The sequence below is a fragment of the Sphingobacterium sp. SYP-B4668 genome (assembly GCF_027627455.1).
In the GTDB taxonomy this organism is placed as follows: Bacteria; Bacteroidota; Bacteroidia; order Sphingobacteriales; family Sphingobacteriaceae; genus Sphingobacterium.
In genome coordinates this window covers 3,326,687-3,351,975 of sequence record NZ_CP115483.1, presented here as the reverse complement: position 1 = coordinate 3,351,975, position 25,289 = coordinate 3,326,687, and the positions used below count along the sequence as shown (strand labels likewise).

Here is a 25,289-nt window from a genome sequence, read left to right as displayed (position 1 = left end):
TCGATATCCCAAAATGGTTCGATACATTCCATTTTTGAATTTTAGGGTACGCTAATTGAATCTTGTGCGTTGATCAGACAGGCGTTGAAAGAGTGCTTTGGGTACTAAGCTTAGGGAATATGTGTAACATTGCTGTAGTGGTTGGAATATTTAAGAAAGCTGGTTTCCATTGTCAATAAATAATGTTTAACTTACTATTGTAACCAATTGATTCTGACAAATGTGCGCTTTATGTCTGATACGGGGTGTTTTTTTAAGCACCTATACCATTAGTTTATGTATATGGTATGCAGGGTGTGAGTCAGAATTTGACCTTGCTGCGTTATTTGGAGTGGACCGTGTGTAATGAAGATAACGTTGGATAATAAATGGCTCTGGATTGTAGCTGTTGTGTTGATATCTGGCTGTAGAGGAAGCACTGCCACACAAGAGATTGCGGATAGCGAAATGGGGGATAGGCGACGGACTTATATTCGAGCTATTGCGGGGGAAGATGAAGAAATCGCAGCTGAGACCATACAGCGAGGTAAGGTGTTGTTGTCTTATTCGGACTGCTATAGTTGTCATCGTGAGTCGAAGAAAACTATGGGCCCTTCCTTTCAGGATATTGGATTACGATATCCGAGGACACGCACTTTTATTAGGGTATTAGCACAGCGCGTCATTCATGGTGGAAGCGGTGCGTGGGGCAATGCCGTGATGAGTCCCCATAGAAAGCTGCCTGTTGAACAAGCCGAAGCGATGGTTGCCTATATACTGTCAATTCCATCGGAATAGATAGTAAAATCATAGATAAAACAAGAATGGCAGCGTTGTCTGTTACAAAGTGTTTTTTTATTATTATATTTGTTCAAATGTGTGTACATTTGAATATGTGAAATAGTGTTGAGGTGACAGTTTCTATACCCCAGAGCTGCCGACCTTAGCAAGTTGTGATACCTTTTATAAATTACTGATTGTTATAGTCTTTGCAGACAGCAAAATGTGTGCATGGTATATATCGATATATTTTTGGCTGCTATATTATGATGTCTAGAAAAAAACAAATTTCTAAGCGCTTTTTGGTCGTGATTTGCTTGGTTTTTGGAAGCGCAGGTTTGCTCGTGTCTCTTTTGACGATGTGTCGGTCAGGAGATAGTTCGGCCGTTGCCGATGGGGGAAAATTTGTATTGCCCAAATTTGTGGATTACAACTTTGATATCAAACCAATATTATCGGACAAATGCTTTGCGTGTCACGGCCCTGACAATAATACACGAGAAGGTGGTCTGCGGTTGGATACGGAAGAGGGTGCCTATCAAGCTTTGGTCGAAAGTCCAGGAAAACATGCCATTGTACCAGGAAAGCCACATTTGAGTGAAGCCTACCTTAGGATGACAGCTGAAGATGAGGCTATACGAATGCCTCCAGTTGCGTCTAATCTTACATTAACCAAGCATGAAATTAGTCTAATTGAGCGTTGGATTGAGCAGGGGGCTGTTTATAAATCACATTGGGCCTTTACGTCTCCTCAGAAGTCAAAAATCCCGCAGCAGGATAAGGTAAAATGGGGCAGTAATGAGATTGACCAGTTTATTCTAGACAAAATGTTGAAAGCGGGGTTCCAGCCAAACTCCAGGGCCGATCGTAATAGATTGCTGCGTAGGGTAAGTCTAGACCTTACTGGGTTACCTCCAGAAGAGCGTATCATGGAGCGCTTTTTAAAAGATACGACCGATAAATCCTATGATCGTCTAATAGACGAACTACTTGCCACTCCTGCTTATGGTGAGCTTATGGCACTGCATTGGATGGATGTAGCACGATATGCTGATTCCTATGGTTATCAGGATGATGATATCCGGACCCAATGGCCATGGCGCGATTGGGTAATTCATGCTTTCAATAGCAATATGCCTTATAATCAATTTGTCACCTGGCAGTTGGCAGGTGATTTGCTGCCTAATCCTACAAAGGAACAAATCTTAGCGACTGCATTTAATCGGAATCACAAGATTACCGAAGAGGGTGGAGTAGTCGAAGAAGAGTATCGAGTTGCATATGGTCTGGACAAGACGAACACGTACGCCAAGGGCATCTTGGGGATTACGATGGAATGCGCTCAATGCCACGATCATAAGTATGATCCGTTTACCCAAAAAAATTATTACGGAATGTATGCCTTTTTCAACAATTCTTTGGAGAAGGGTCTAGAGGGCTTAGTCAATTCGGGACCATCTAAGACGCCAAGGATTACCATTAACCAAGACGATTTGAAGGGTATACTTAACTTTATTAACAAATGGGATGGGGGGGAAGAGGTTTCGGTATCCGTAATGGGCGAGCGAGATAGTGTACGTCCTACTTATGTTTTGGATAGAGGAGTATATGATTCACCCAAAGAACGTGTATATCCACAGACCCCCGAGGCGATACTACCCTTTGACAGTACGAAGTATATTCCTAATAGACTTGGCTTGGCCCAATGGACATTTAGCGATAAGAATCCTTTGACCGCTCGTGTATTTGTCAATCAGATTTGGGCTTTGGTTTTTGGACGTGGGCTCGTACCTTCCGTTGCCGATTTTGGTAATCAAGGAGATTTACCAACACATCCAGAGTTGTTGGATTGGTTAGCTGTAGATTTTCAGCAGCATGGGTGGAATATAAAGCGCTTGGTGAAGCAGCTCGTCAGTAGCGAAACTTACAAGCAGTCATCCCAAATTAGCAAGCAGCACTTGGAACAGGATCCTGACAATAGTTTGTTTGCCCGTTCTAGTCGCATCCGCCTACCGGCTCAAATGATACGTGATCAGGTATTGGCCAGTAGTGGACTCCTGAATCGGACTATTGGTGGGCCTAGTGTCAAGCCATATCAGCCCGATGGTATCTGGGAGGTGAGCAGTTCTGGGAGAGGGGCATTGGCTCAGTATGTACAGGATCATGGTGACGCACTTTATCGGCGTGGATTATATGTGTTTTTTAAGCTGACCTTGCCACCTCCTAGTATGTTGATTTTTGATGCGAGCAATCGTGATGCTTGCGAAGTTCAGCGCCAACGTACCAATACGCCATTACAGGCGTTGGTCATGTTGAATGATCCCGCTATACTAGAGGCGGCTCGAGTATTTTCGACGCGTCTTATTAATGAAGCTCCCAACAAAGCTCAAAGCGAGCATATTCGCAATGCCTTTAGACGTGTCCTCTGTCGGGATGCAACCCAAAAGGAACTGACGCTTTTAGAGCAATATTATCAAGAAGAGTTAGATCGATTTACAAGAAAGAAGGCTGATGCCGAGGCCTTTTTGAAAGTTGGAGAAACGCCATTGGATACCAGCATACCTCAGGTAAAGCTTGCAGCCTTGATGTCGGTCATACACGCTATATACAATTTAGAAGAGACACTTACAAAAGGATAGAGAGTGGATTGGTATGATTCACTTAAATTAAAGACTTTGATATGAAACGAAAGGTAGATCCCAACTTAGATAAGGAGGTGAAAGAGGCGCAGCTCTTTCAAAATCGTAGACAATTTTTATCGAGCCTGAGTGTTGGAATAGGTAGTGTAGCGCTTGGCTCTTTGTTGATACCGGATTTGTTTTCTGGTACGGGCGGTAGTCAAGAGGCATTCGAAAAGGCTTTGCCACATTTTGCTCCCAAAGCCAAAAGGGTCATTTATCTGTTTCAATCGGGAGGTGTATCGCAATTAGAATCATTTGATTATAAACCCAAATTGAGAGAAATGATAGGTCAGGATTTACCTGCTTCAATAAGGGGAAGCCAACGGCTTACCGGTATGACTGCCGATCAAGCTAACTTCCCATTGGTGGGGTCTTATTTTGACTTTGCTCAATACGGTCAGAGTAGAGCGTGGGTAAGCAGTCTTTTCCCTCATATGGCCAAAGTGGTTGATGACCTATGTATCATTAAATCTATGCATACGGATGCTATCAATCACGACCCTGCTATTACTTTCTTTCAAACAGGTTCGCAGCAAGGTAGTCGGGCCAGTATGGGTGCATGGTTAAGTTATGGTCTGGGGAGTGAAAATCAGAATTTACCCGGCTTTTGTGTATTGGTTTCCAAAGGTAAGGGAAACGGGCAAGGCGTTTACTCTAAGCTTTGGACAAATGGTTTTTTGGATTCAGTACACCAAGGTGTACAATTTATGGGAGGTCCCGATCCAGTTTTGTACCTCAACAATCCGGAGGGCACTGATAAAATGAGTAGAAGGAAGCTGTTGGATAAATTGGCTGCACTCAACAATATACAGCACGAGACTTTCGGTGACCCTGAGATTACGGCCAAAGTGCAACAGTATGAAATGGCTTATCGCATGCAAACTTCTGTTCCGGAGACTACCGATTTGTCCAAGGAACCTGATCATATCGTTAAGATGTACGGTCCGGAATGCCTAGTGCCCGGTACTTATGCGGCCAACTGTTTGTTGGCGCGAAAGCTTTCTGAAAACGGTGTACGTTTTGTGCAACTGTATCATCAAGGTTGGGATCAGCATGGTGGTTTGCCTGGTGAGATGGCAACCCAAGCGAAAGACGTGGATCAGGCTTCAGCGGCATTGATTACTGATCTTAAGCAGCGAGGATTGCTTGACGAGACACTAGTTATTTGGGGAGGTGAATTTGGCCGCACAAACTACTGTCAAGGAGGGCTCACCGTTGATAACTATGGACGTGACCACCACCCTCGATGCTTTAGTATTTGGATGGCTGGTGGTGGTGTGAAGCCAGGAATCGTTTACGGTGAAACGGATGAGCTAGGCTACAACATTGTCAAAAACCCTGTTCATGTGCATGATTTTCACGCCACAATATTACAATTGTTAGGATTGGATCATGAAAAGTTGACCTACAAGCATCTCGGACGAAGGTACCGCTTGACGGATGTTGCCGGAAACGTGATTAAAGATATCTTGGCTTAAACGAGTGTAGCTACATGACAATCAAAAATATCCATTTCAATATTTTGATAGGCCTCAATAGCTTTATCATTTTTTTTCTCTTCTTTGAAGATAGTATCAAAGTACCGGTCTATTTACAGGTCGTAGGCCGGATGCATCCCTTGGTGTTGCATTTTCCGATTGTCCTACTTATTATATCGTGGGTGCTTCTTCTATTTAGGCGAAGGCTTGAGCAGCAGATACCATCTTTTAAATCCGTCATTGACGCGATGGTATATGGTAGTGCGCTTTTGTTAGCTATCACGGTAATCATGGGATTACTACTTTCTCAGGAGGGCGGTTATGAAGGGAATACTTATGATTGGCATAAATATACGGGAGTAGCGCTGTCTCTGCTTACCTTAGCGTTGGTGGCGTATGCGCGATACAGGCAGGCTGATCGATATCATCGGGGATTTGTAGTGGGTATGAATATTTCTTTGCTATTGCTATTGCTTGTCGGTCATTTTGGCGCGGAATTGACTCATGGTGAAAACTTTATCACTGGACCTCTGATGGGTAGTGCGTCCAAAGCATTGGATGTCGAGGGAGCTATTGTATTTGAAGATGCAATCTTACCGGTCTTACAAGCCAAATGTGTAAGCTGTCATAACAGTAATAAACCCAAAGGCGGACTGATATTGACCGATAGTGCCGCTATCTTGAAAGGAGGAAAAAATGGCAAAGCATTTATAGCTGGCAATCCGCTTAACAGTATGATGATCGAGCGTATATTACTAGATCTCGACCATCAACATCGTATGCCTCCAAAAGGTAAGCCTCAGCTTAGTGCTGATGAAATTATGCTTTTGAAAGCTTGGGTGACCAGTGGAGCCAAATTTAATGTCCCTTTGTCTGCTTTTCGAGAGCAAGATACGCTGTATCAAGCAATAAAGACTATCTATGGATTTCAAACCACCGAGAGCTATGATTTCGGGGCGGCTGATGATGCGCTTATTGAAAAACTAACGACACCTTATCGGATTATTAATCCGCTGGATGCCGGCTCACCTGCGTTGAATGTTAATTTTTACGGAAAGGATTTTTACACAGAGGAGTCGTTGCGAGAGCTACTCCCCCTATCAGAACAAGTTGTCTCTATCAATCTGAGTTCTATGCCTGTGAAGAGGGCTGACTTGGAAATATTGAAAAATTTCAAAAATCTACGGACATTAAATTTAAATAATACGAAGTTGCAGAATACGGATATTATGTTACTGTCGGTGTTGCCTAATTTGAAGAGTGTGAGCGTAATTGGGACGGGGATAACGGTCGATGGCCTAAAAGAAATAGCGAAGATACCCACTCTTCGCAAACTTTATGTTTGGAATACAGCACTTAAAGAGGCTGACTTGGAGGGTGTTCGGAAGGAATTTCCGATTCTCCGTATTGATGGCGGGTCCAAAGGTGATGATAATCTCAAACTGGAATTGACTGTTCCAAAGATTTCACCTGCTCGTGGTTTTTTCAAAAAGCAAGTAGAGGTGTCGCTAAGTCATCCTATTGCAGGGGTCGAGATACGCTACACACTTGATGGCAGCAATCCTGATAGTGCTACTGCACTTATCTATAAATCGGCATTTGTGATACAAAAGGATGTATCGCTGCGGGTAAAGGCTATTAAAGACGGATGGCTTCCGAGTGCTGAAGCTAAGCAGTATTTTTATAATGCACCGATTACACCACAGCGGATTAGCTTGGACCATAAGCCGCATCATTTATTCAAAGCACGTAAAGAGCAAACCTTTTTTGACTTGGAGAGTGGAGGCAACAATCATGCTGACGGTAAGTGGATGGGATTTCAGGAGACCGCACTATCGGCTAAGTTTTCTTTTGACGCTCCTGCTCGAATGGATACGCTTGCTATCAGTATCAAGCAGCAATATAACCAACATATTTATCCTCCTGAGTTTGTAGAGGTGTGGGGTGGGGTAGATTCCCTACACGTGCGCCTATTGAACAAAGTGCGTATTCCTTTGGATAAAATTGAGCACGCGCGTGCTACTAGAATAATTAATTGTCCCATCCCAAATCAAACTATTGGATTTATCCATCTGAAGGTCCAACATCATGCTAAGATACCAGAAGGGTATCCTGGAGGTGGATTTCCTCCGTGGCTGTTTGTGGACGAAATCGTTATTAAATAAACATTTTAAAATATTCTATAAGTCCAAAATATATATGAAAAGAAGAGCCTTCCTCCAAAAATCTGCAGTGATAAGCAGTAGCTTTATGATTATGCATGATTTGTTTGCTAAGCCCCAAGCAACAATCTATGGGCACAATAATATGCGGTATAGCCTGGACAAGTCTTGGGTCACGCAGCATAGCCCCAGCGTGGGTGTCAACGACTGCCACGAAATGGTCCAGGACAGCAAAGGGCGGATTATCCTCTTAACCAATGAGGTCAAGAATAATATTCTGGTATTAAATAAAGATGGTAGGGTTATAGATAGCTGGGGACATACTTTTCCTGGCGGACACGGTCTGACTTTGCATCATGAAAATGGCACCGATTTTCTGTACATCACCGATACAGAGAAGCATCAGGTATATAAGACGACAATGGCAGGAGATATTTTGTTGACTATTGATGCTCCGATGGATAGTGGATTGTATAGTAAATCGGCTGATTTTGTTCCCACCGAGACGGCTGTTGACAACAATGGCGACATCTTCATTGCTGATGGATATGGTAAGCAGCACATCTTACATTACAATAGTAAAGGCGAATTGTTGAATCATTTTGGTGGTCGTGGAGAAGGAGATATACACTTAGATAATGCCCACGGTATATGCTTTGATCGGCGAAATGGGCGGAATACGTTGTTGATTACAGATCGGACACGCAATTGTTTTAAGCGATTTGAGACTTCTGGAAAATTGATTGATAAAATCCAACTACCTGGGGCGTGTGTGTGTAGGCCGGTAATCAAGGGAGACCATATTTATGCAGCTGTCTTGCGCTCACCAGGGATGGATATAGCTGATTCTGGTTTTGTAACTATTTTAGACAAGCATAACAAGGTCATTAGTAATGTAGGGGGAACCAAGCCTAGTTATATAAATGGAGTATTACAGAAGATGCAGCAAGAAGCAGCAATATTTGCTCACCCACATGATGTCTGCGTGGATGATGATGATAATGTATATGTTGCTCAGTGGGCTTCAGGGAAGGTGTTTCCGTATAAGCTGACACGAGTATAATGATTTACTATGGGATTTGATTTCTCGGACGATAAAAATCGGAGAACTTTGTTATTTTTGGCTGTATGCGACTTTTGCGAAATAGTAGACTGTTTTTTCCGTAGCAGGTGACAGCAGGTTGCTCAATGCGTTTTTTTTCGATATATTGACGGCAATATGACTAAGAATATGAGCGTCTTCATTTCCTTAGGTATATACCCGAGGTGAAGTAGTTAGGCTGAAGGGAACCAATTGCTATAAATCAAATACTAAATATGAACAGAAGAGATTTTATCGACAAAAGCGTGAAGGCTGGCTTGGCCTTTTCTATCGTCCCGCGATCTGTATTGGGCGGAACTAATTTTATAGCTCCAAGCGATCGGATTAATTTAGGATTTATCGGCGTCGGAAAGCAATCATATGGACTGATGAATGGACTGTCCAATTGTAAGGAGGTGCTGATACAAGCGGTTTGCGATGTGGATACTCGGAAATTGGCTAATTTTATTTCGGAAACGAATAAGGCGCAAGCCAATTTGAAGAAACCATCGGTCCAATTGAAGGGTTATGGAATATATCGTGAATTGTTGGAGAATAGAGATGTCGATGCTGTTGTTATCGCTACACCCGATCATTGGCACGCTCAGATTGCTGTCGATGCAGCCAAAGCTGGCAAAGATATCTATTGCGAAAAACCCTTAGCTCTTACGATCGCAGAGGGTAGGGCAATGGTTAATGCTAGTCGAAAATATAAGCGGGTGTTTCAGACGGGAAGTATGCAACGCTCTTCTTTTAATTTTAGGCAAGCAGTGGAGTTGATACGTAATGGTTACATAGGTCAGATAAAGGAAATCAATGTACAGATTGGTGAACCAGTGAAGCAATGTGACCTGCCTTCACTTGTAGCACCTAAAACTCTAAATTGGGATATGTGGGTAGGGCCTTCGCAGTATCGAGGCTATCATCCTATTTTAGCTCCAGAATTGGAAGATCCTAGTTGGGGAGGTTGGCGCTGGTATAGGGATTTTGGGGGAGGTTATGTGACGGACTGGGGAGCGCATATGTTTGACATCGTACAATGGGCATTGGATATGGACGGTAGTGGGCCAGTATTGTTTTCACCTCCTAAGATGCCTCTTGCACAGAGCGGACTCTCGTATACTTATAAAAATGGCGTTAAGGTCAATCATACCAATTGGGGAGAGCACAATGCTATACAATTTATTGGGACAGATGGCATCATCGAGGTAAGTCGTTCCTTCATACGAAGTACTAAAGAGGGGCTGGCATCCTTGAAATTTACAGCTCGTGACAAGCGGGTATACTTCAGTGACAACCATTACCAAGATTGGATTGATGCCATCAAAAAGCGCTCGCAGCCTATCTGCGATGTGGAGATAGGGCACCGGACGAGTACGGTTTGCAATGCCGTCAATATTGCCTATGAATTACAACGAGATTTAAAATGGGATCCTAAGAAGGAAGAATTTGATAATGAATTTGCGAATCTGATGCGAAGTAGACCTTATCGTGGAGATTGGGACTTCAATGCTTTTTAGTGGGCTGGAGGATTATGAAGAGAGGCTATATTTCATTTGATGAAGTGTAGCCTCTTTAATCATTTCGGCAATCATTGGTAGTTGTTCTGAAGTATACACAATTCATGAACTCACTACCGAGCTGTAAGGAGTTAAACATGTTTGCCTGTTTTCTGTAAAGCTTGTTCTGCGAAATACAAAAAAAATAACTTGATTTTTTTGGGGACAGTAAAATGTTGTCTCCCCATAATATCGGTAACTGTATCGATATTATTATGGAGTATCTAGTTCGCTTTTCTTTGATTGAAGATACGGGTTATGATAACGCTCATAGAATAGCTTTTTGTCATCTCTATAGCTCGTGACAGCCCCAAGTTTATTCATCAATTTGATGTAATACCAAGCCAAGTCGACTTGGTGAGGTTTAAAGCCACTTCTAGCACTTTTGGGGAACAAGTGATGATTATTATGCCATTCGCCAGCTACGATACCAGGCCATATTTGATTGATGGATTTATCTTTAACGCTGTAGTCCGTTCCTGCTTGTTGTTTATCTTTTCCTTTTGCATGCCCTTCATAATTGAAGGTCCGTACTCCCACAGCCCAAAATGCTGCGGCTCCGAACAGACTGCATGCAAGCGCATGGCCTCCCATCAAGTAAAATGCTGTATACCAGAAGGCCCAATTTAGTATCCAAGAGGCAATTGCGTAGGTCGGATTTACATATGAACCCCATTTTTTGTATTGGGGATATGAATTAGGCGGTACTCCCGTATGCGACATCAGTGACTTCACGCGGTTATAATCAGCCTCTGTAAGATCTTTAGCAATAGGTTGATGATTGACATCTGCTAGAAAACAGTATAGAAATCCAGCTTGTGCATTATAGGGATCGCCAGGTTGGTCGGATTTGGCGTGATGTACGTGATGAGAGATAACGTATATCTCCTCAGGAATGACATTGATAGTGAGGTTTTGGGTGAAAAACCTCCAAAATGCATTTCTGAATTTGTAAGCTCCATGTGTGCAGTAGCGATGGTGCCATATGGTGCCATGTGTACCCATGATGACCATACTGTATATAAAAGTTGCAACGAGCGTCCACCAACTTAAGTAGTTTAACAAGAAAATAAAGAAAAAAGGAATGAGGCAGATAACCTTTAACCAGCTGAAAAAAGGAAGCCAATTGCGACGATCCTTCAAGACATTTAGTCGTTTGAAGAACTCACGGATTATTTCGCTTTTGCTGGGTTTGATAAGCTTACCCGTAGCGTCTTGCCATCCATAGGAGGGTGGTTGGAGCACATAGTCTAAAAATGACATAATAATTTTTTAGTTTAGATTGGAGTCATTCACGATCCAAATGCAATGATACTAAAATCAGTAAAGAGCAACAAGAAAAATCCTTTGCAATCTGTCTTTAAAAATAGGAAATTGAAAACTTACTTGATTAGCCTATGAACCCAATTCACGGTGCTTTGGCCGATATGTTATTCGTAAGGAATCGAAATAGATTGGGTACTAAAGAGATGTCTTAAATACCCAAAGTTATTTAAAACATCTCTAGTATTAAGAGTTTATATAAATTCTTAAAGCTTAATTATCTAGCTACGCGTACATTGGTGGCATTGATGCCTTTTTTACCATTTTCTACTTCGAAGATTACATTGTCATTTTCACGGATGTCTTCTGTTAGGCCCGTTGAATGTACAAATATATCTTGTCCGCCATCTGCTGGTGTAATAAAACCGAAACCCTTGGTAACGTTAAAGAATTTTACTGTTCCTTCTTGCATTGTATAATTGTTTTTATAAAAAATTGTTTACTTCTATCCTAATGTTGCTGCCATTATATGGCTACTGTGGTACATTAGTTAATCAATTTGCTAGCAAGGAAAGGGAGTTTGTATTCTTGACGTTTGAAAGCTTTCAAGCTCAAAGGGTACTGCGCACTTTATTGGATAACAAAAATGGCAGCTGGAAAAGCGAAGTCCAACGCAAGAAAGATGAACTTAAATGTGTTAGATCAGTGAACACAGAGCCTGATTCTATGTCAAATGTAAGTATAATATATTGAAAATCAAATAATTTAATTCATTTTATTTATGATGAATTTTTAGCATCAATGATGTCTCGTATTTTGGAAATAAAAAATAACTTGCTGTGATTTAGTGTGATATGTGTTTTTTTTATTTCGCACCCCTACCATCATTGATCTTTGGCGTATTAGTAAGATATGATACAGGAAGAACTGTCAAAGTTGATTGGCAAATTAGAATCAAAGAATATCACTTCTGCTGAGTTAGAACGATTAAGGTACTTACTTGAAAATAGGGAGTATGCGAAAGAGCTGTTTGTTGCGACTAAGGAATCATTCGACGAATTTTTGAAAGTCTCCGATCGACTAGAGGCTTATCCCCGGAAAGAAGACGTGGGTAAGAGACTCCTGTCCAGTATTGAAAAAGATAAAGCAATGGCTATATCACGAAGTCGACGTCATCTATTATATAGGTATTTGACGGTAGCCAGTATTGTTGCGATTGTCGGATTCATTTACCTAAGCTATTTCTACCAAACAACTAGTGCGGGTATCTCCTGGAAGCACGTTAAGACAGCCTATGGTGAACGAAAACAAATTACTTTAGATGATGGAAGTTCTATTCTGTTAAATGGAAATTCTACGATTCATTATTCTAGCGAGAAATTAGAAAACATACGAATGGTGAAGCTTAAAGGAGAAGCTTTTTTTAAGATTGCCAAGAGCACCGAAAAACCATTTTATATTATTTCGCAAGACTTTGTGACCAAGGTTGTGGGCACTTCCTTTAATATAGATACTGATATTGAGAATGCTATTGAGGTTAATTCTGGAAAAGTGAATGTTTATGCAGTATCCGAGAATAATCTACAGTCATCGTCTGATAACTTCAGTGATTTATCTCAATTTCAAACACTCATTGACACGTATGCAAACGACAATGTCATTCTAACAAAAGGGCAAAAGGCGATATTGGTAAACAATAGATTATCCGTCTTTGATTTTAATAGTAAGAACTGGCATGACAATGAATTGGTCCATCTGAACGAATCCTTATCTCAAGTGGCTAAAAAAGCGTATCGATTTTACGGGGACTCCATATGGCTCTCCTCAAATATTTCCAACTCAAAAATTACAATCACGTTTAGAGATAAGAATTTGAAGCAGGTTGTCACGACGCTAGCTGAGCTATGTGATGCTAAATTAATTAGAGATGAAAAGAATAAAATATGGCAGATTATGAAAAAGTAGTTTAAATGCCTAAAAAGTCCAGAAGTGCTAGGCACTCCTGGTTTTTCTAAGATGCTGAAATCAGTTGGCCTGAGAAACTTATTGATATACAGCATGCTCAATAACAAAGTTTTAACCTTTATTAATTATTGCAAAGATGCAAAAAAAAAGACGTATTTATTATTTTCCTAACCTCCCACGGATTATGCGTATCTCATGTATGCTTGGGTGTCTTCTTCTTACGACCTGTATCGTCATGGCTAGCAATGAAAGCTACGGTCAAAAAGAGCTAAAAAAGACCATAAATGTCAATTTTGATAATGTTAGCCTGCGATCGGCTTTCGAACAGTTACAGACCAAATTCTATATTCCATTAGCATATAATAATGATGAAAAATACTTGGATGTACGTGTAAAATATAAAGGGCGAAAGTCGGCAGAATCTATTCTTCAAGACCTGTTAAATGCGCATAACATGACCTTTGAAGTAAGGCATGATTTTGTCAGGATTCTAAAGAAGCAACCTTTAAGGAATGAGGCAGTAGTCCAACAACAAGAAGTGACAGGAATTGTTGTCAACTCTTCAGGTGAATCTTTGGCTGGAGTTACCGTAATCTTGAAGGACAAACCTAGTGTAGGAACGACAACCGATATCAATGGTAAGTTTATCTTAGCAGTGCCGGTTTCTTCAACATTAGTCTTCCAAAGTGTAGGGTACAGACCAACGGAAATCCAGTTGACAAATCAACGATCTCTTGAAGTGATACTAGAAGAAACGGCCGCGGGACTGGATGAAGTTGTAGTAGTAGGCTTTGGTACCCAGAAGAAAATAAGTCTGGTGGGGGCCCAATCTACTGTGGAAGCCAAAAGTCTGCAAGTGCCCGTTGCCAATTTGACCAATGCATTAGCAGGTCGTATTGCTGGTGTTGTAGCGGTGCAACGGACGGGAGAGCCAGGGTTTGATGATGCGGGGATTTGGATAAGGGGGATTTCGACTTTCAGTCAGGGATTAAGTGCTCCCTTGGTATTGGTAGATGGGACACCCCGGAATATGCAAAATGTAGACCCAGAGGATATTGAAAGCTTTACAGTGCTCAAAGATGCTGCGTCTACTGCAGTATATGGCGTTCGTGGGGCAAATGGTGTTGTAATTATTAAGACAAAGCGAGGGAGTTCCGGTCGTCCAAAATTCAATTTTAGGTATTATGAGGGGCTTACTCAGTTTACCAAACTTCCTGAATTTGCTGACGGAGTGACCTATATGCATATGTCTAATGAAGCGTTGACGAACAGGGGAGCAGCACCTATTTATAGTGACGAGCGAATTCAGAAAACAGCTAGTGGAGAGGATCCTTATCTATATCCGAATGTTGACTGGATGGGAGCTCTGTTCAATAAATTTGGTCATCAGAGAAGGGGTAACCTCAATATAAATGGAGGCTCCGACCGTGCCACTTATTACGTAGGTCTGAGTTATTTTGATGAGGTGGGATTGTATAAGCAAGATGACTTGGTCAATTATAATCAGCAGGTCGGTTACAAGCGATATAACTTGACTTCCAATCTAACCTTACAGCCTTCTACACTTACAAAAATAGAGTTGGGTGTTCAAGGACATTTGGCTAATGCAAATTACCCGGCTACAGGTCAGGGTGATATTTTTGCGAATGCTTGGATAGTCACTCCAGTGATTCATCCTATTGTTTTTGAAAATGGAACTATTCCTGATCAACGATCAGGAGGATTAGTTAATCCATACGCCCACTTGACGCAAACGGGATATGCCAACCAATGGAGAAACCAGTTGTTCTCCAATCTTCGCGCCACACAGGATTTGCCATTTATCACAAAGGGGCTTTCGGCCACCGCTATGTTTTCTTTTGACGTTTATAATTATACTAGCATGCGCCGTACGAAGAGACCAGACTCCTTTTTAGCCATTGGTCGAGACGAAAATGGAGAGATGCAATACGAACAAACTTATGTTGGAGAACGCTTCCTTAAGTTTGCAAGAAGTAGTCAGGGGGAGCGTACTATATATCTTGAAGGGGCCCTTAATTATAAACGTGATTTTGGAAAACATACGACAACAGGTATGGTGCTCTTTAACAAAAGCGATATGTTGAATTCACAAGCAGGTGATTTGATTACCTCTCTTCCTTATCGCTTTTTAGGAGTTTCAGGTCGGGGAACGTATAGTTATGACGACAGATATTTTGCCGAGGTAAATTTTGGATATAATGGATCAGAAAACTTTGCTCCTCAAAATCGATTCGGCTTCTTTCCTTCTATGGGGGTAGCATGGGTGCTAAGCGAAGAGAAGTTTTTTGAAGGTCTCAAAGATAAGTTTCAACTAGCTAAGATTCGTTTTTCACATGGTAAAGTCGGGAGCAGTAAAATTCTAAGTGGAGATTCCGAACTCAGGTTTGCCTATATTTCCACGATTAAGCCAGGGACTGGATACAGCTTTGGAAAAGATAGAGGAAATACTTTTGATGGATACAACATCGGAGAGTATGGTGTGAATGTGACTTGGGAAACTTCGCTGAAGAGCAATCTTGGCTTGGATTTACAGACTGTAAATAATGAATTGAACTTTCAGTTGGATTTTTTTAAGGAACGAAGGGAAGGAATCTTTCTAAGAAGAGGAAATGTGCCTAGTTATGTAGGATTACAGAGTGCACCATTCGGAAACCTAGGGATTATTGATAACAAAGGATTTGATGCTTCTTTGACCTGGAATAAAAAGTTTACCGACTTTTCTTTTCAAATTCTTGGAAACGTCACCTACAATAGAAATAAGGTAGTCGAGAATGACCAACCAGCCCCCTTATATCCATGGTTAGATGCAAAAGGAAAAAAACTAAGTCAACGCTGGGGGCTTGTGGCACTTGGACTTTTTGAATCTGAAGATGAGATTAACAATGGACCACTGCATCCTGGTATTGTTAAACCAGGAGATATTAAATTTCAAGATGTGAACGGTGATGGCAAGATAGATGATTTTGATCGCATGCCTATGGGATATGGTACTATTCCAGAATTGGTATATGGCTTAGGTTTCTCTTTCAGCTACAAGAGCTTTTCGCTGTCGACTTTATTCCAGGGGGTAGGCAATGTGGATGTCTTAATGAACGGCGAAGGTATGATGCCATTTTCGGTCTCGATGAGTAGAGGTAATCTGTTGAGTAATATTGAAGATCGTTGGACTATTGACAATCCTCGTCAGGATGCTTTTTATCCTAGATTATCTGATGGAAGCCCCAATAGCAACTATGCTACCAGTACTTGGTGGGTCAAGAACGGACGATATATTCGTTTGAAAGATCTCCAGCTGACCTACCAACTACCTTCTAATCTACTTCAACCTGTGAAAATATCGAATGCTAATATCTTTTTTGCAGGGTATAATTTATTTACCTGGAGTCCTTTTAAATTTTGGGATGTGGAATTAGGAGACGGGCGTGGTACACGTTATCCTAATGTCAAGACATACTCTCTGGGATTGAATGTTAATTTTTAATATGCTAATTATGAAATTCAAATATAGTTTTTTAACAAAATCATTGTTTATAGCAACGATTCTCACCTTAAATATCTCTTGTTACAAGGATTTTTTAGATCAGGTACCCGATGATCGATTGACTTTGGAAGAAGTCTTTAATCGCAGAGACCTGTCCGAATCTTGGTTAGCGAATACCTACAACCACATACGCGACGAATCTCATCGTACCAACGACACTCCTTGGGATGTACTTTCTGATGACAATGACGTATCGCAGCGAAATAATCCTTTTCGGGTAAATCTTGGTAACTGGAATGCATCATCCAATTATTGGAATTTTTGGGACCATTATTATAAAGGAATCCGTACAGCGACCACATTTATGAATAATATTGATGGTAATGTGGAGATTATGAAGGAGAGGGAAGGACTTGCCCTTATTAAAAGACGTAAGGCTGAAGCACGATTTTTACGGGCATTTTTCTATGCTGAGATTTTAAAACAATATGGTCCTTTCATAATTATTGGTGACGAAGAAATCAATCCAGATCTTCCGCTGACAGATCCTACGATGCAAAAAGCTAGAAGTTCTTATGATGAGTGTGTAGATTATATTGTATCTGAGCTGAATCAAGCAGAGGCTGACTTGGATGTCGAACATTATTACGGAGATAATGTATTGGAAAATGATATGGGAAGAGCTAGCAAAGTATTATGTAGAGCTATTAAGAGCAAAGTACTCCTGTATGCTGCAAGTCCATTGGTAAACGGAAATCCGGATTATAGAGGGTTCACGAATGTAGATGGCACAGCTCTTTTTAATGCGACAGCTGAAGTCTCTAAATGGACTAAGGCTGCCGAAGCGGCTAAGACTGTTATCGATTATGCGGAGTCGTCTGGTAAACTTGGTCTTTACAAGAAATTAAAGACCAATGGTAGTATTGATGCTTTCCTGTCTTACCGGGATGTCTTTTTAGATTCTTGGAATATCGAGTGGATATTGGCCCGCAACAGTAATTCTTTAGGAAGCTATCAGCGTTCAAGTACTCCTCGTTTGGCAGGGGGATATGCTTCAATGGGACCCACACAACAATTGATAGACACCTACAGGATGGCCAACGGTGAGGCTCCAATTACAAGTTATACTGCAGATGGAAATCCAGTTATCAATTCTGCAAGCGGTTATTCTGAAATAGGCTTTGTTAATTTCATGGCTCCTGGTGCTACACGTCAAAAGAATACCTTCAATATGTACGTTAACCGTGAACCAAGGTTTTATGCAACGATAACTTATAGTGGCAGTGATTGGATTAATACAACATCTAGCCTTGGTGTCAGAGAGGTAGGTCTCTATTATACAGGTGAATCTGGTAAAGGAGGCTCACATGATTATACAGAGACTGGTTATTTGTTTCGTAAAAATATCTCTCCGACTTATCATCCAACACAGAATAATGTCGCAAGACCATATGTTATGATGCGATATGCTGAAATTTTGTTGAACTATGTGGAGGCGTTGAATGAGGCTACCCCTGATCATCCAGATATTTTGAAATACTTAAATCAGATTCGCGAACGTGGAGGAATTCCGGCATTAGCTGCAGGCTTAAATCAAAGTGATATGCGCGCGCACATTCGTACAGAGCGTAGAATTGAGCTGACGATGGAGCATTTGAGGTATTTTGATACCCGTCGTTGGAAAATTGCCGAACAGACAGATTCTGGGCCATTTTATGGGATGAATGCAGAGGGCGGAACCTCTAATACGGATTTAGCGTTCTTTAAGCGGACCCGTTTCGAAAACAGGGTATTCCGTAAAAGCTTCTATTTCTTTCCCATTCCACAAACGGAGATACAGAGAAATATAAATCTTGTGCAAAACCCAGGGTGGTAATGAAAGGATATCGTAAAATACTAATAATTACATTTATGCAGTTTAATATCAATCAACATATCATGGATGCCGCAAAGGCGCTGGGCCTTCTTTGTTTGGCAATCCTTATTTTTTTAGGAAGTTGTAAAAAGCCGGAATATCCGATTGAAAATTCCCAATCGTATTCAAAAGTATTTATGCAATTGGCGAGTAACGGGGTCGTTAATAAATCTCTGCCCATTAAAGATGAATGGGTGAGTATGCCTTTTGGGGCGGGATATGGCGGACTTGACTTGGCTACTCAAAATATAGAGGTAGGTTTTCAGATCGATCAAGCTATGATTACGGCTTACAATGAACAGAATAATACTAACTATGAGTTGCCTCCTCAGGACAGTTATAGGATGACTTCACCTAGCGTGACAATTGCGGCTGGGCATGCTGGTAGTAATTCAACAGCTTTAGAGATAAATGCCTTGAAACTAGCAGGTACGAAGAGCTACCTTATCCCTATTCATATTAATAGTGTGCAACCAAACATTCCTGTTGCAGACGGATTGGAAACAACTTATTTTATAGTGAATGGTTTTTATGAAACGAACCCATTTGTACCGATTCCTTTGACAGGTTGGACTGTCCATGATTTTTCCGATGATGATTATGACGCAATTGGAGGTAGGGCTCCCTATTGTATCGATGGCGATGTATCGACTTGTTGGCTTTCGACATATAGAAGAGTAAACAATTGGCGTCCCCCTCATCCGCATTATGTAACCATCGATATGCATATGGAACACCTGCTTCATGGGATTACATTGTTTGGTCGACGAGGTGCTAGTAACGCTTATCTATTTCCTAAGAATGTTCGTGTAGAAGTCAGCGATGATGGGACATCATGGCGTGATGCAGGACTCTATTCAATTGCTGCATCTTCTGAGGATACTTCTGCTACGATGTATTTTGAGAAGAGCCTTGTGTGCCGTTACTTTAAAGTGACGGTGTTGAGCAGTGCAGGCAATGGAGACACTACAGCTATTGCAGAATTGGTTGCTTTCTAAAATCAATAACTTTGAGGCTGTAGTTGGCAAACTACAGCCTCTGTTAAAAATTAATATCATATGAAAATTACAAAAGCACTTATACTTATACTCATTCTTTATTCTTGTGGCAAGAGCTCAACTCACGAGCCTCAAGTTGAACCTCCTAAAGAAGAAGATATCACAGTGAAGGTCATGACATACAATATTTATGGGGCGAGAAGCGGAGGAATTCCAGATTTAACGCAGATTGCAGAAGTTATTAAAAGGGCTGATCCTGATTTAGTTGCCTTGCAAGAAGTGGATAAGTTTACTACCCGAAACGCAAAAAATGGTGATGTTGCTAAAGAATTAGCTGCTTTGACAGGGATGGATTACTTCTTTGCGAAAGCGATTGATGTTTACGGGGGAGAGTATGGAGATGCTGTGTTGTCCAAACTGCCCGTAAAAGAGAAAAAAGCATTTAATTTGGAAGTGGACCCAGCTTTAGGAGGTGAAAGGCGATCAGTTGCACGAGTGCTAGTCGAAAAGTCTGACAAGAATTTTTACTTCATAAGCACCCATTTTGACCACCTTGGTGACGAAAGAAATCGTGTAAAACAGGCTAGTGATTTTGTGGCACTGGCTAAATCCTTTGATAGACCAGTTATTGTGGGGTCAGATTTTAATGCATTACCGACATCTAATCCAATTAACATATTACGTACTCATTTTGCTTTGGGGTGCCTCAATAGTAATTGTAGTCAGTTTACCTTTCCAACGGATAATCCAAACCGCACAATTGACTATATTATGTACGCTCCACTGACTGCATTCTCGACCAAACTATATAGTGTATATAACTGGGCCAACAAAGAGTCCGATCATTTCCCGGTGGTGGCAACATTTACAGTCAATTAATCGTCTTATGCATATGTTATCGAGAGGTAAAGCAAGGAAGGCTAAGATCTGCCAATGAGGATGTAGACAATCCAAAGTTTTAGTATCATATCATGGTCTTTAGCAATGTAATCTTTGATGGATTTCATGGCTAAAGACATATGTTCTTTTACTGTGTTGGGAGATATATCCAGAAATTCTGCAATTTCCTTATGACTTAGTCCTTCCTCTCGGTGCATTCTGAATATTTTTTTGCGTTGCGGTGGAAGTCTGTTGATTGCTAAATCATAAATTGCATCGTATTCATTTTCAAGTATAGCGTTATCAACGCTATACGCTGTAGCCTTTAGCTCGCCTTCGTACTTTAAGGTAAGCATCGCATCTGATTGTCGTATCTGCTTCTTTAGTTCGTCGTAGACTACATTCCGCGCAATTCGGAATAGATAGTTTTGAATAGGTCGTGTCAATTCAATACGTTCTCTAGATCGCCACAGATTAAAAAATGTATCGTGTACCATGTCATCGACAGTATGGGGATCTTGAATATATTTTTTTAAAAAATGATATAACATCTTCGCATACTGATTGTACACGTCCATAAAAGAGTCATGATCTCCGTTTCGTAAATGTATATTAGTTTGATATATTAGGGTATTGTCCGGCATACTAAGCAATTAGTCTTTATAAAGGTAAGGTCTTGTTATTAAATCGGAGTTAAGTCCAGTTTAATAAAAGAATAAGTTGTGTTTCGAGTCAAGTTGATACAATGGTCAATCAAATATAATCGAAAATGATTGGCTATACAAATACCTTTTCAAATATCACATTGCTTTCGTCTTCTTTTCTTTACTTTCTTTTTACTTCTTTCTCGTAGACTCTGAAAAGAGATGTTTTTCATACTTATTAAGTGAATAAAATATTTAATGTCAGGGGCTAGCTATGTAACAAATATCAGCAAACCAAATGGCGTTAAGCTTGTCTAAAATTCTCTATAGAAGGGTGATTTTGATTTCTTACAATAATTAGTTTAGTGACTTAAGTGGATATTTTTACTTTTCAAAGTATCTGCAGTTTGTGAGCACTATATAAATGGATATTAGTAATCTCGAGAAAGATTACTGAAAACATCTCACCCAGCGAGGCAAATGCCTATCGAAATGCTGTCGCTCTCAGGATATCTACAAAAAAGGGTATATCAGCAGAGATCTGGTGTACTAACCGGCACAGCTTTCGAATGATATCGGAAGGCTGTGCTAGATTTTTAATTTTCAGGTTCGTAGGTGAGCTCTATAACTCCAGATTTAAAAATTCTGGTGCCCATTAGTTTTAGTCCAATCCGTTTTTGTATGTCTTCAAATAGTGGCTTACCTTCGCCTAAGACTACAGGGTGTACGGATATCTTGTACACGTCAATAAGGGCCAATTGAATAAATGTCTTGATAAGGTTGGCCCCGCCATATAGCCAGATGTCCTTACCTGCTTGCTGTTTGATTTGGGCGATGGTGTCTGCAATGTTTGTATTGATGAATGTTGCATTTTCATCTTGTCTATTTTGACTGGAGAAAACATATTTATTTTTGGAGTGTATGGCTTGCCACATAGCAAGCTCAGTCGGACTTGTATCCCCCTCGGGTTGAAAATTTCCCCAACTATCATAGCTCACCCTTCCGTAAAACATGGTATCTATACTTTCGATAAAAGCATTGAAGTCCATATCCTCATCCATTATACACCAATCCACCTCGCCATTGCTACCTTCGATGAATCCGTCTAGAGTCACCGCTAAATTCAAAATTACTTTTTTCATCCTATTTTTATTTTGTTATCTGTTGTTAATTAGAGCTCGAGTTGATAATATTTGTTATGTATACCCAAATTATTAATATCTCGAGGTTTATTTAAAATGATTTTGACAAAAATAGGTTCTGTATTTGTACATCTTTTGGAAGAATGCGACAAAGTCAAGATTGGGAAGGTGTAAGCCCAGTGTGGTGCTTGACCTCATTGGCGAGGTGTGCCTGATCATAGAAGCCCCATTCATTCCCAAAAAGAATGGATAAGGAGTTAGTTTTGGGGCGGGCGATATCTCTTGGTGCTTCATAAGAATGTAGGTTAGATGTCCTCTAGATTATTGTATAGTTGGTTCTAAATGGATGTCATTCGAGAATACAAATTGGGGAATTTCACTGATTTGATATTGAATATTGATGTTGTGTCCCAAACAGGTCGCAGGTATTTTAAATTGTCGTAATAGATTTAAGCTTGAATCATTTAACCCAAGCTTTTGGTTGCCATATATCTGTATGTTGGTTTGAAGAAAAAGTTTGACTTTTGGATTGTTGGGTATCTTTACGCGTACTGATGGAAATTGCCATCGAGCCTGCCCCGAGTGCCTAATAATATCGTCCATATATTTGCGGTCGAGTGTCATGAGTGATGAAAGGGATTGTAAGGGGAGGGAATGATGTTCTTGGGCGACTAGATCTATCTGAATCAGCTTTGGGATGGCAATACAAGTAGGCGGAAGCTGCGAAAGTAAGTTGAGCATGATGCTGACTTGTGGTTCTCGATATAGGCCATTATACATTGTCTCGCTCACGACAATGTCTATCTGCTTATTCTCTACTGCCCACGTGCTAGCATCACAGCAGTGATAGGCCGCTATATATGATTCGAGCCCTAGCTCGGATATACACTCTTGCATTTTTACAAAACTTATTGGGTTGATCTCCAATAGTGTAAATTGCAGTTGTGATGGCGTATACTGTGTCATCAAGGGAATAGCCAATGTAGCAAAAGGTCCGGTACCTGCATAAAGTACTTGTACTGGTATTTCCCTCCCATTTAGCAAGGTTTGAATAGCTTCGTGTAGCCCTTTTAGAAAGCGCTGTGTACGAAGTACCTCCCGACTGCATAGCGCAGCCCATAATGGACCGATGGCATTGCCATTTTGGGTAATATGATGTTGCTGTGTCTCCCTATCGTTAGTGTCCATCTCTACGAGGTCAAATAAGAATTGGGACAATCCCATCACTGCAGGAGCTAGTCGATCATGAAAGTCCAATGGAATAAGGATATCATTTGTGTATTTTTTTAGAATAGCTTTTCGGTCTTGCTTGATTTTCATGATTGGTGGCGGAGGATTTATTCTGATTTAATTTTGGAACCAATCTACACAAATGAAAACGATATTCATGCGTCTATTTTTTCGATTTTCAAATTCAAAATAAATGAAAATTTTCAATGAGCTTGCGGATGGACTTTAAAGCAGAGCTGATTTGATTTTTGACGGTATGGCGTGAGATATTGAGCTCGGCTGCAATCTCTTCATAGTTGTGACCTTCATCTCGCATTAGGTAAATTGCTTTGCGCTGCGGAGGAAGTTGTTCGATAGCTAATTGGAGTTGTTCGCGGAATTCTTTGTCCTCTATCGCGGTAGGATGAACGACAATATTTTGCATAGAATCCCAGATGGCTTGTTTGAGTTTGGCATCTGAGGATACCTTTCGGAGGTAATCCATGACCTTATTACGGGTTAGTATAAAGAGGTAAGATTCGACGGATTTAATTTCGCGCAACTGAAACCGGATTTCCCACAATTTCATAAAGACATCATGCACGATGTCATGGGCTACCTGCGGATCTTTACACAAGTTCAAAGCCAATTTGAAAAGGGATTTTTCGTAGGAAACGAAGAGGTCGTTAAAGAGTAGGCGCAGCGAATCGTCTTCTGATTGCTTATCGAAATGTCTGCCTTCTACATCTTTTCTCTTCATCTCTTAATAAAAAATATGGTTGGCAAAATCTACACATTTGCATGTAAACTCGCTTTCACGTCAGGGTTAGGGATTGTATTGAGTATTACAAATTTAACTAAAATACTGATGAATTGCAATCGTGTGCGCTCATCTAGTAGATATTTTACTTGGAAAAGAGAACGATATTTTTTTTAAAAGGGAATAGGACACATCTGCGTGAGCTACGTCTTTATATAATAGATTGATGTATGAAAGCACGAATTAACTATTTACTGAAGCAATATTTTTACAACAAATCGAGTCGTGAAGAATTGGATGAGCTATTTGCTGTCATCCAATCGGCCAAATACGATACGGAAATAGCAGAGCTGATTAAGGAACTGTATGATAACTTGAAACAGCAGGATCCCTCCTTGACGTATGTCAATGGCGATGGTCAATTGCTAGATCTCCAGGATTGGGCTACTGGTCAATCTGGCATACCTGTAGAAACAAATGTCAAGGAAAAGGGGCGAAGATGGCGATTATATGCGGCGGTAGCCAGTGCTGCGGCGTTGTTGTTGGTTGGTTTTTTCTACGGACAACGGAGACGAACTTATGAGCCCAAAGAGCAGGTACTGGTCATCAAACAGGTTGCAGGCGATGAAAATAAGGTATTGACGTTGGCGGATGGGAGCAAAGTATGGATCAACTCGTCTTCTAGATTGGAATATCCACAAGAATTCAAAAAAGGACAAGCGCGGGAGGTGACGCTGGTGGGGGAGGCCTATTTTGAAATCGAACGAGCGGAAGACTGGCCTTTTATTGTGCATACAGGCGATGTGAGCACCAAGGTGCTAGGTACCAAGTTTAATGTGAAAGCCTACCCTGAGATGAAGGATATTTTGGTGACGGTCAAGACAGGCAAGGTGATGGTGACCAAGCAGGATAGAAGATTGGCCACCTTGACAAAAGGCGAGGAATTGCGTGTACCTGTCCTAGAAAGTCTAGTCACAGAATCAATAAGAGAGAGGACATTACAGAGTAAAGTGGCGGGTAGTTGGACGGTGGGCTATTTGGATTACGAAGATGAGGAGATTGCGACGATAGTGACAGACCTGGAAAGACATTTTGGAATCTCAATCCAATTGCAACGAAAAGATTTGGATAAGAAGATGATAACACTATCTGTCGAAAAGAATATGGAACCGACAGCAGTGCTGGGGATATTGACGACATTGACGGATACCGACTTTAAAAAGAGTAATAATAATTATGTGATTTTTTAACCTAACCCTAACGCTAACAACGCCTATGTACTAAGAAATACG

At 40.8% G+C, this 25,289-nt stretch carries 18 protein-coding genes; 12 read left to right on the top strand and 6 right to left on the bottom strand.

The window, feature by feature from the left end:
- Nucleotides 1–345 precede the first annotated feature (345 nt).
- The 6 genes from OQ289_RS13900 to OQ289_RS13875 all read left to right on the top strand — a co-directional run bounded on the left by OQ289_RS13900 (nucleotide 346) and on the right by OQ289_RS13875 (nucleotide 9,681).
- Complete coding sequence (locus OQ289_RS13900) at nucleotides 346–777, top strand: c-type cytochrome (RefSeq protein WP_270087462.1); 432 nt, start codon at nucleotides 346–348, stop codon at nucleotides 775–777.
- A gap of 248 nt (nucleotides 778–1,025) precedes the next feature.
- Nucleotides 1,026–3,398, top strand: a complete 2,373-nt coding sequence (locus OQ289_RS13895) for a PSD1 and planctomycete cytochrome C domain-containing protein (protein WP_270087461.1) — start codon at nucleotides 1,026–1,028, stop codon at nucleotides 3,396–3,398.
- 41 nt (nucleotides 3,399–3,439) lie between these two features.
- A complete protein-coding gene (locus tag OQ289_RS13890; RefSeq protein ID WP_033562840.1) occupies nucleotides 3,440–4,918 on the top strand; it encodes a DUF1501 domain-containing protein in 1,479 nt (492 codons plus the stop codon).
- Between the two features lie 14 nt (nucleotides 4,919–4,932).
- On the top strand, nucleotides 4,933–7,083 hold the full coding sequence (locus tag OQ289_RS13885) for a c-type cytochrome domain-containing protein (RefSeq protein WP_270087460.1): 2,151 nt from the start codon (nucleotides 4,933–4,935) through the stop codon (nucleotides 7,081–7,083).
- 34 nt (nucleotides 7,084–7,117) lie between these two features.
- The gene (locus OQ289_RS13880; RefSeq protein WP_270087459.1) at nucleotides 7,118–8,143 is read left to right on the top strand and encodes a hypothetical protein; all 1,026 of its coding nucleotides are present in this window, start codon (nucleotides 7,118–7,120) and stop codon (nucleotides 8,141–8,143) included.
- 254 nt (nucleotides 8,144–8,397) lie between these two features.
- Nucleotides 8,398–9,681 (top strand): Gfo/Idh/MocA family protein, encoded by a 1,284-nt coding sequence (locus OQ289_RS13875; RefSeq protein ID WP_270087458.1) that lies wholly within the window; start codon nucleotides 8,398–8,400, stop codon nucleotides 9,679–9,681.
- Between the two features lie 252 nt (nucleotides 9,682–9,933).
- On the opposite strand, the gene OQ289_RS13870 is transcribed toward OQ289_RS13875, so the two are convergent.
- Together OQ289_RS13870 and OQ289_RS13865 are read right to left on the bottom strand one after the other, a co-directional pair.
- Entirely contained in the window at nucleotides 9,934–10,983 is a 1,050-nt protein-coding gene (locus tag OQ289_RS13870; RefSeq protein WP_270087457.1) for a fatty acid desaturase, read from the bottom strand.
- Nucleotides 10,984–11,260: 277 nt separating this feature from the next.
- Nucleotides 11,261–11,455, bottom strand: a complete 195-nt coding sequence (locus tag OQ289_RS13865) for a cold-shock protein (protein WP_270087456.1) — start codon at nucleotides 11,453–11,455, stop codon at nucleotides 11,261–11,263.
- Nucleotides 11,456–11,895: 440 nt separating this feature from the next.
- On the opposite strand from OQ289_RS13865, the gene OQ289_RS13860 reads away from it, so the two are divergent.
- The 5 genes from OQ289_RS13860 (at nucleotide 11,896) to OQ289_RS13840 (ending at nucleotide 20,242) form a co-directional block, all read left to right on the top strand.
- Nucleotides 11,896–12,948 (top strand): FecR family protein, encoded by a 1,053-nt coding sequence (locus tag OQ289_RS13860; protein WP_270087455.1) that lies wholly within the window; start codon nucleotides 11,896–11,898, stop codon nucleotides 12,946–12,948.
- Between the two features lie 136 nt (nucleotides 12,949–13,084).
- Nucleotides 13,085–16,450, top strand: coding sequence for a SusC/RagA family TonB-linked outer membrane protein (locus OQ289_RS13855; protein ID WP_270087454.1), 3,366 nt, complete (start codon nucleotides 13,085–13,087; stop codon nucleotides 16,448–16,450).
- Nucleotides 16,451–16,460: 10 nt separating this feature from the next.
- Complete coding sequence (locus OQ289_RS13850) at nucleotides 16,461–18,326, top strand: RagB/SusD family nutrient uptake outer membrane protein (protein WP_270087453.1); 1,866 nt, start codon at nucleotides 16,461–16,463, stop codon at nucleotides 18,324–18,326.
- Between the two features lie 35 nt (nucleotides 18,327–18,361).
- Nucleotides 18,362–19,363, top strand: a complete 1,002-nt coding sequence (locus tag OQ289_RS13845; protein ID WP_270087452.1) for a BT_3987 domain-containing protein — start codon at nucleotides 18,362–18,364, stop codon at nucleotides 19,361–19,363.
- A 60-nt stretch (nucleotides 19,364–19,423) separates the two neighbouring features.
- A complete protein-coding gene (locus tag OQ289_RS13840) occupies nucleotides 19,424–20,242 on the top strand; it encodes an endonuclease/exonuclease/phosphatase family protein (protein WP_270087451.1) in 819 nt (272 codons plus the stop codon).
- A gap of 41 nt (nucleotides 20,243–20,283) precedes the next feature.
- Here the strand turns inward: OQ289_RS13840 and OQ289_RS13835 are convergent, their stop codons facing one another.
- The 4 genes from OQ289_RS13835 to OQ289_RS13820 all read right to left on the bottom strand — a co-directional run bounded on the left by OQ289_RS13835 (nucleotide 20,284) and on the right by OQ289_RS13820 (nucleotide 23,997).
- Complete coding sequence (locus tag OQ289_RS13835; RefSeq protein ID WP_270087450.1) at nucleotides 20,284–20,820, bottom strand: RNA polymerase sigma-70 factor; 537 nt, start codon at nucleotides 20,818–20,820, stop codon at nucleotides 20,284–20,286.
- 662 nt (nucleotides 20,821–21,482) lie between these two features.
- Nucleotides 21,483–22,028, bottom strand: coding sequence for a dihydrofolate reductase family protein (locus OQ289_RS13830; RefSeq protein WP_270087449.1), 546 nt, complete (start codon nucleotides 22,026–22,028; stop codon nucleotides 21,483–21,485).
- A 321-nt stretch (nucleotides 22,029–22,349) separates the two neighbouring features.
- Nucleotides 22,350–23,348 (bottom strand): hypothetical protein, encoded by a 999-nt coding sequence (locus OQ289_RS13825; RefSeq protein WP_270087448.1) that lies wholly within the window; start codon nucleotides 23,346–23,348, stop codon nucleotides 22,350–22,352.
- 94 nt (nucleotides 23,349–23,442) lie between these two features.
- Nucleotides 23,443–23,997 carry an RNA polymerase sigma factor gene (locus tag OQ289_RS13820; protein ID WP_270087447.1) on the bottom strand — a complete coding sequence of 185 codons (555 nt, stop codon included), beginning with the start codon at nucleotides 23,995–23,997 and terminating at the stop codon, nucleotides 23,443–23,445.
- A 230-nt stretch (nucleotides 23,998–24,227) separates the two neighbouring features.
- Here OQ289_RS13820 and OQ289_RS13815 point away from each other — a divergent pair, with 230 nt between their 5' ends.
- On the top strand, nucleotides 24,228–25,247 hold the full coding sequence (locus OQ289_RS13815) for a FecR family protein (protein ID WP_270087446.1): 1,020 nt from the start codon (nucleotides 24,228–24,230) through the stop codon (nucleotides 25,245–25,247).
- Nucleotides 25,248–25,289 lie beyond the last annotated feature (42 nt).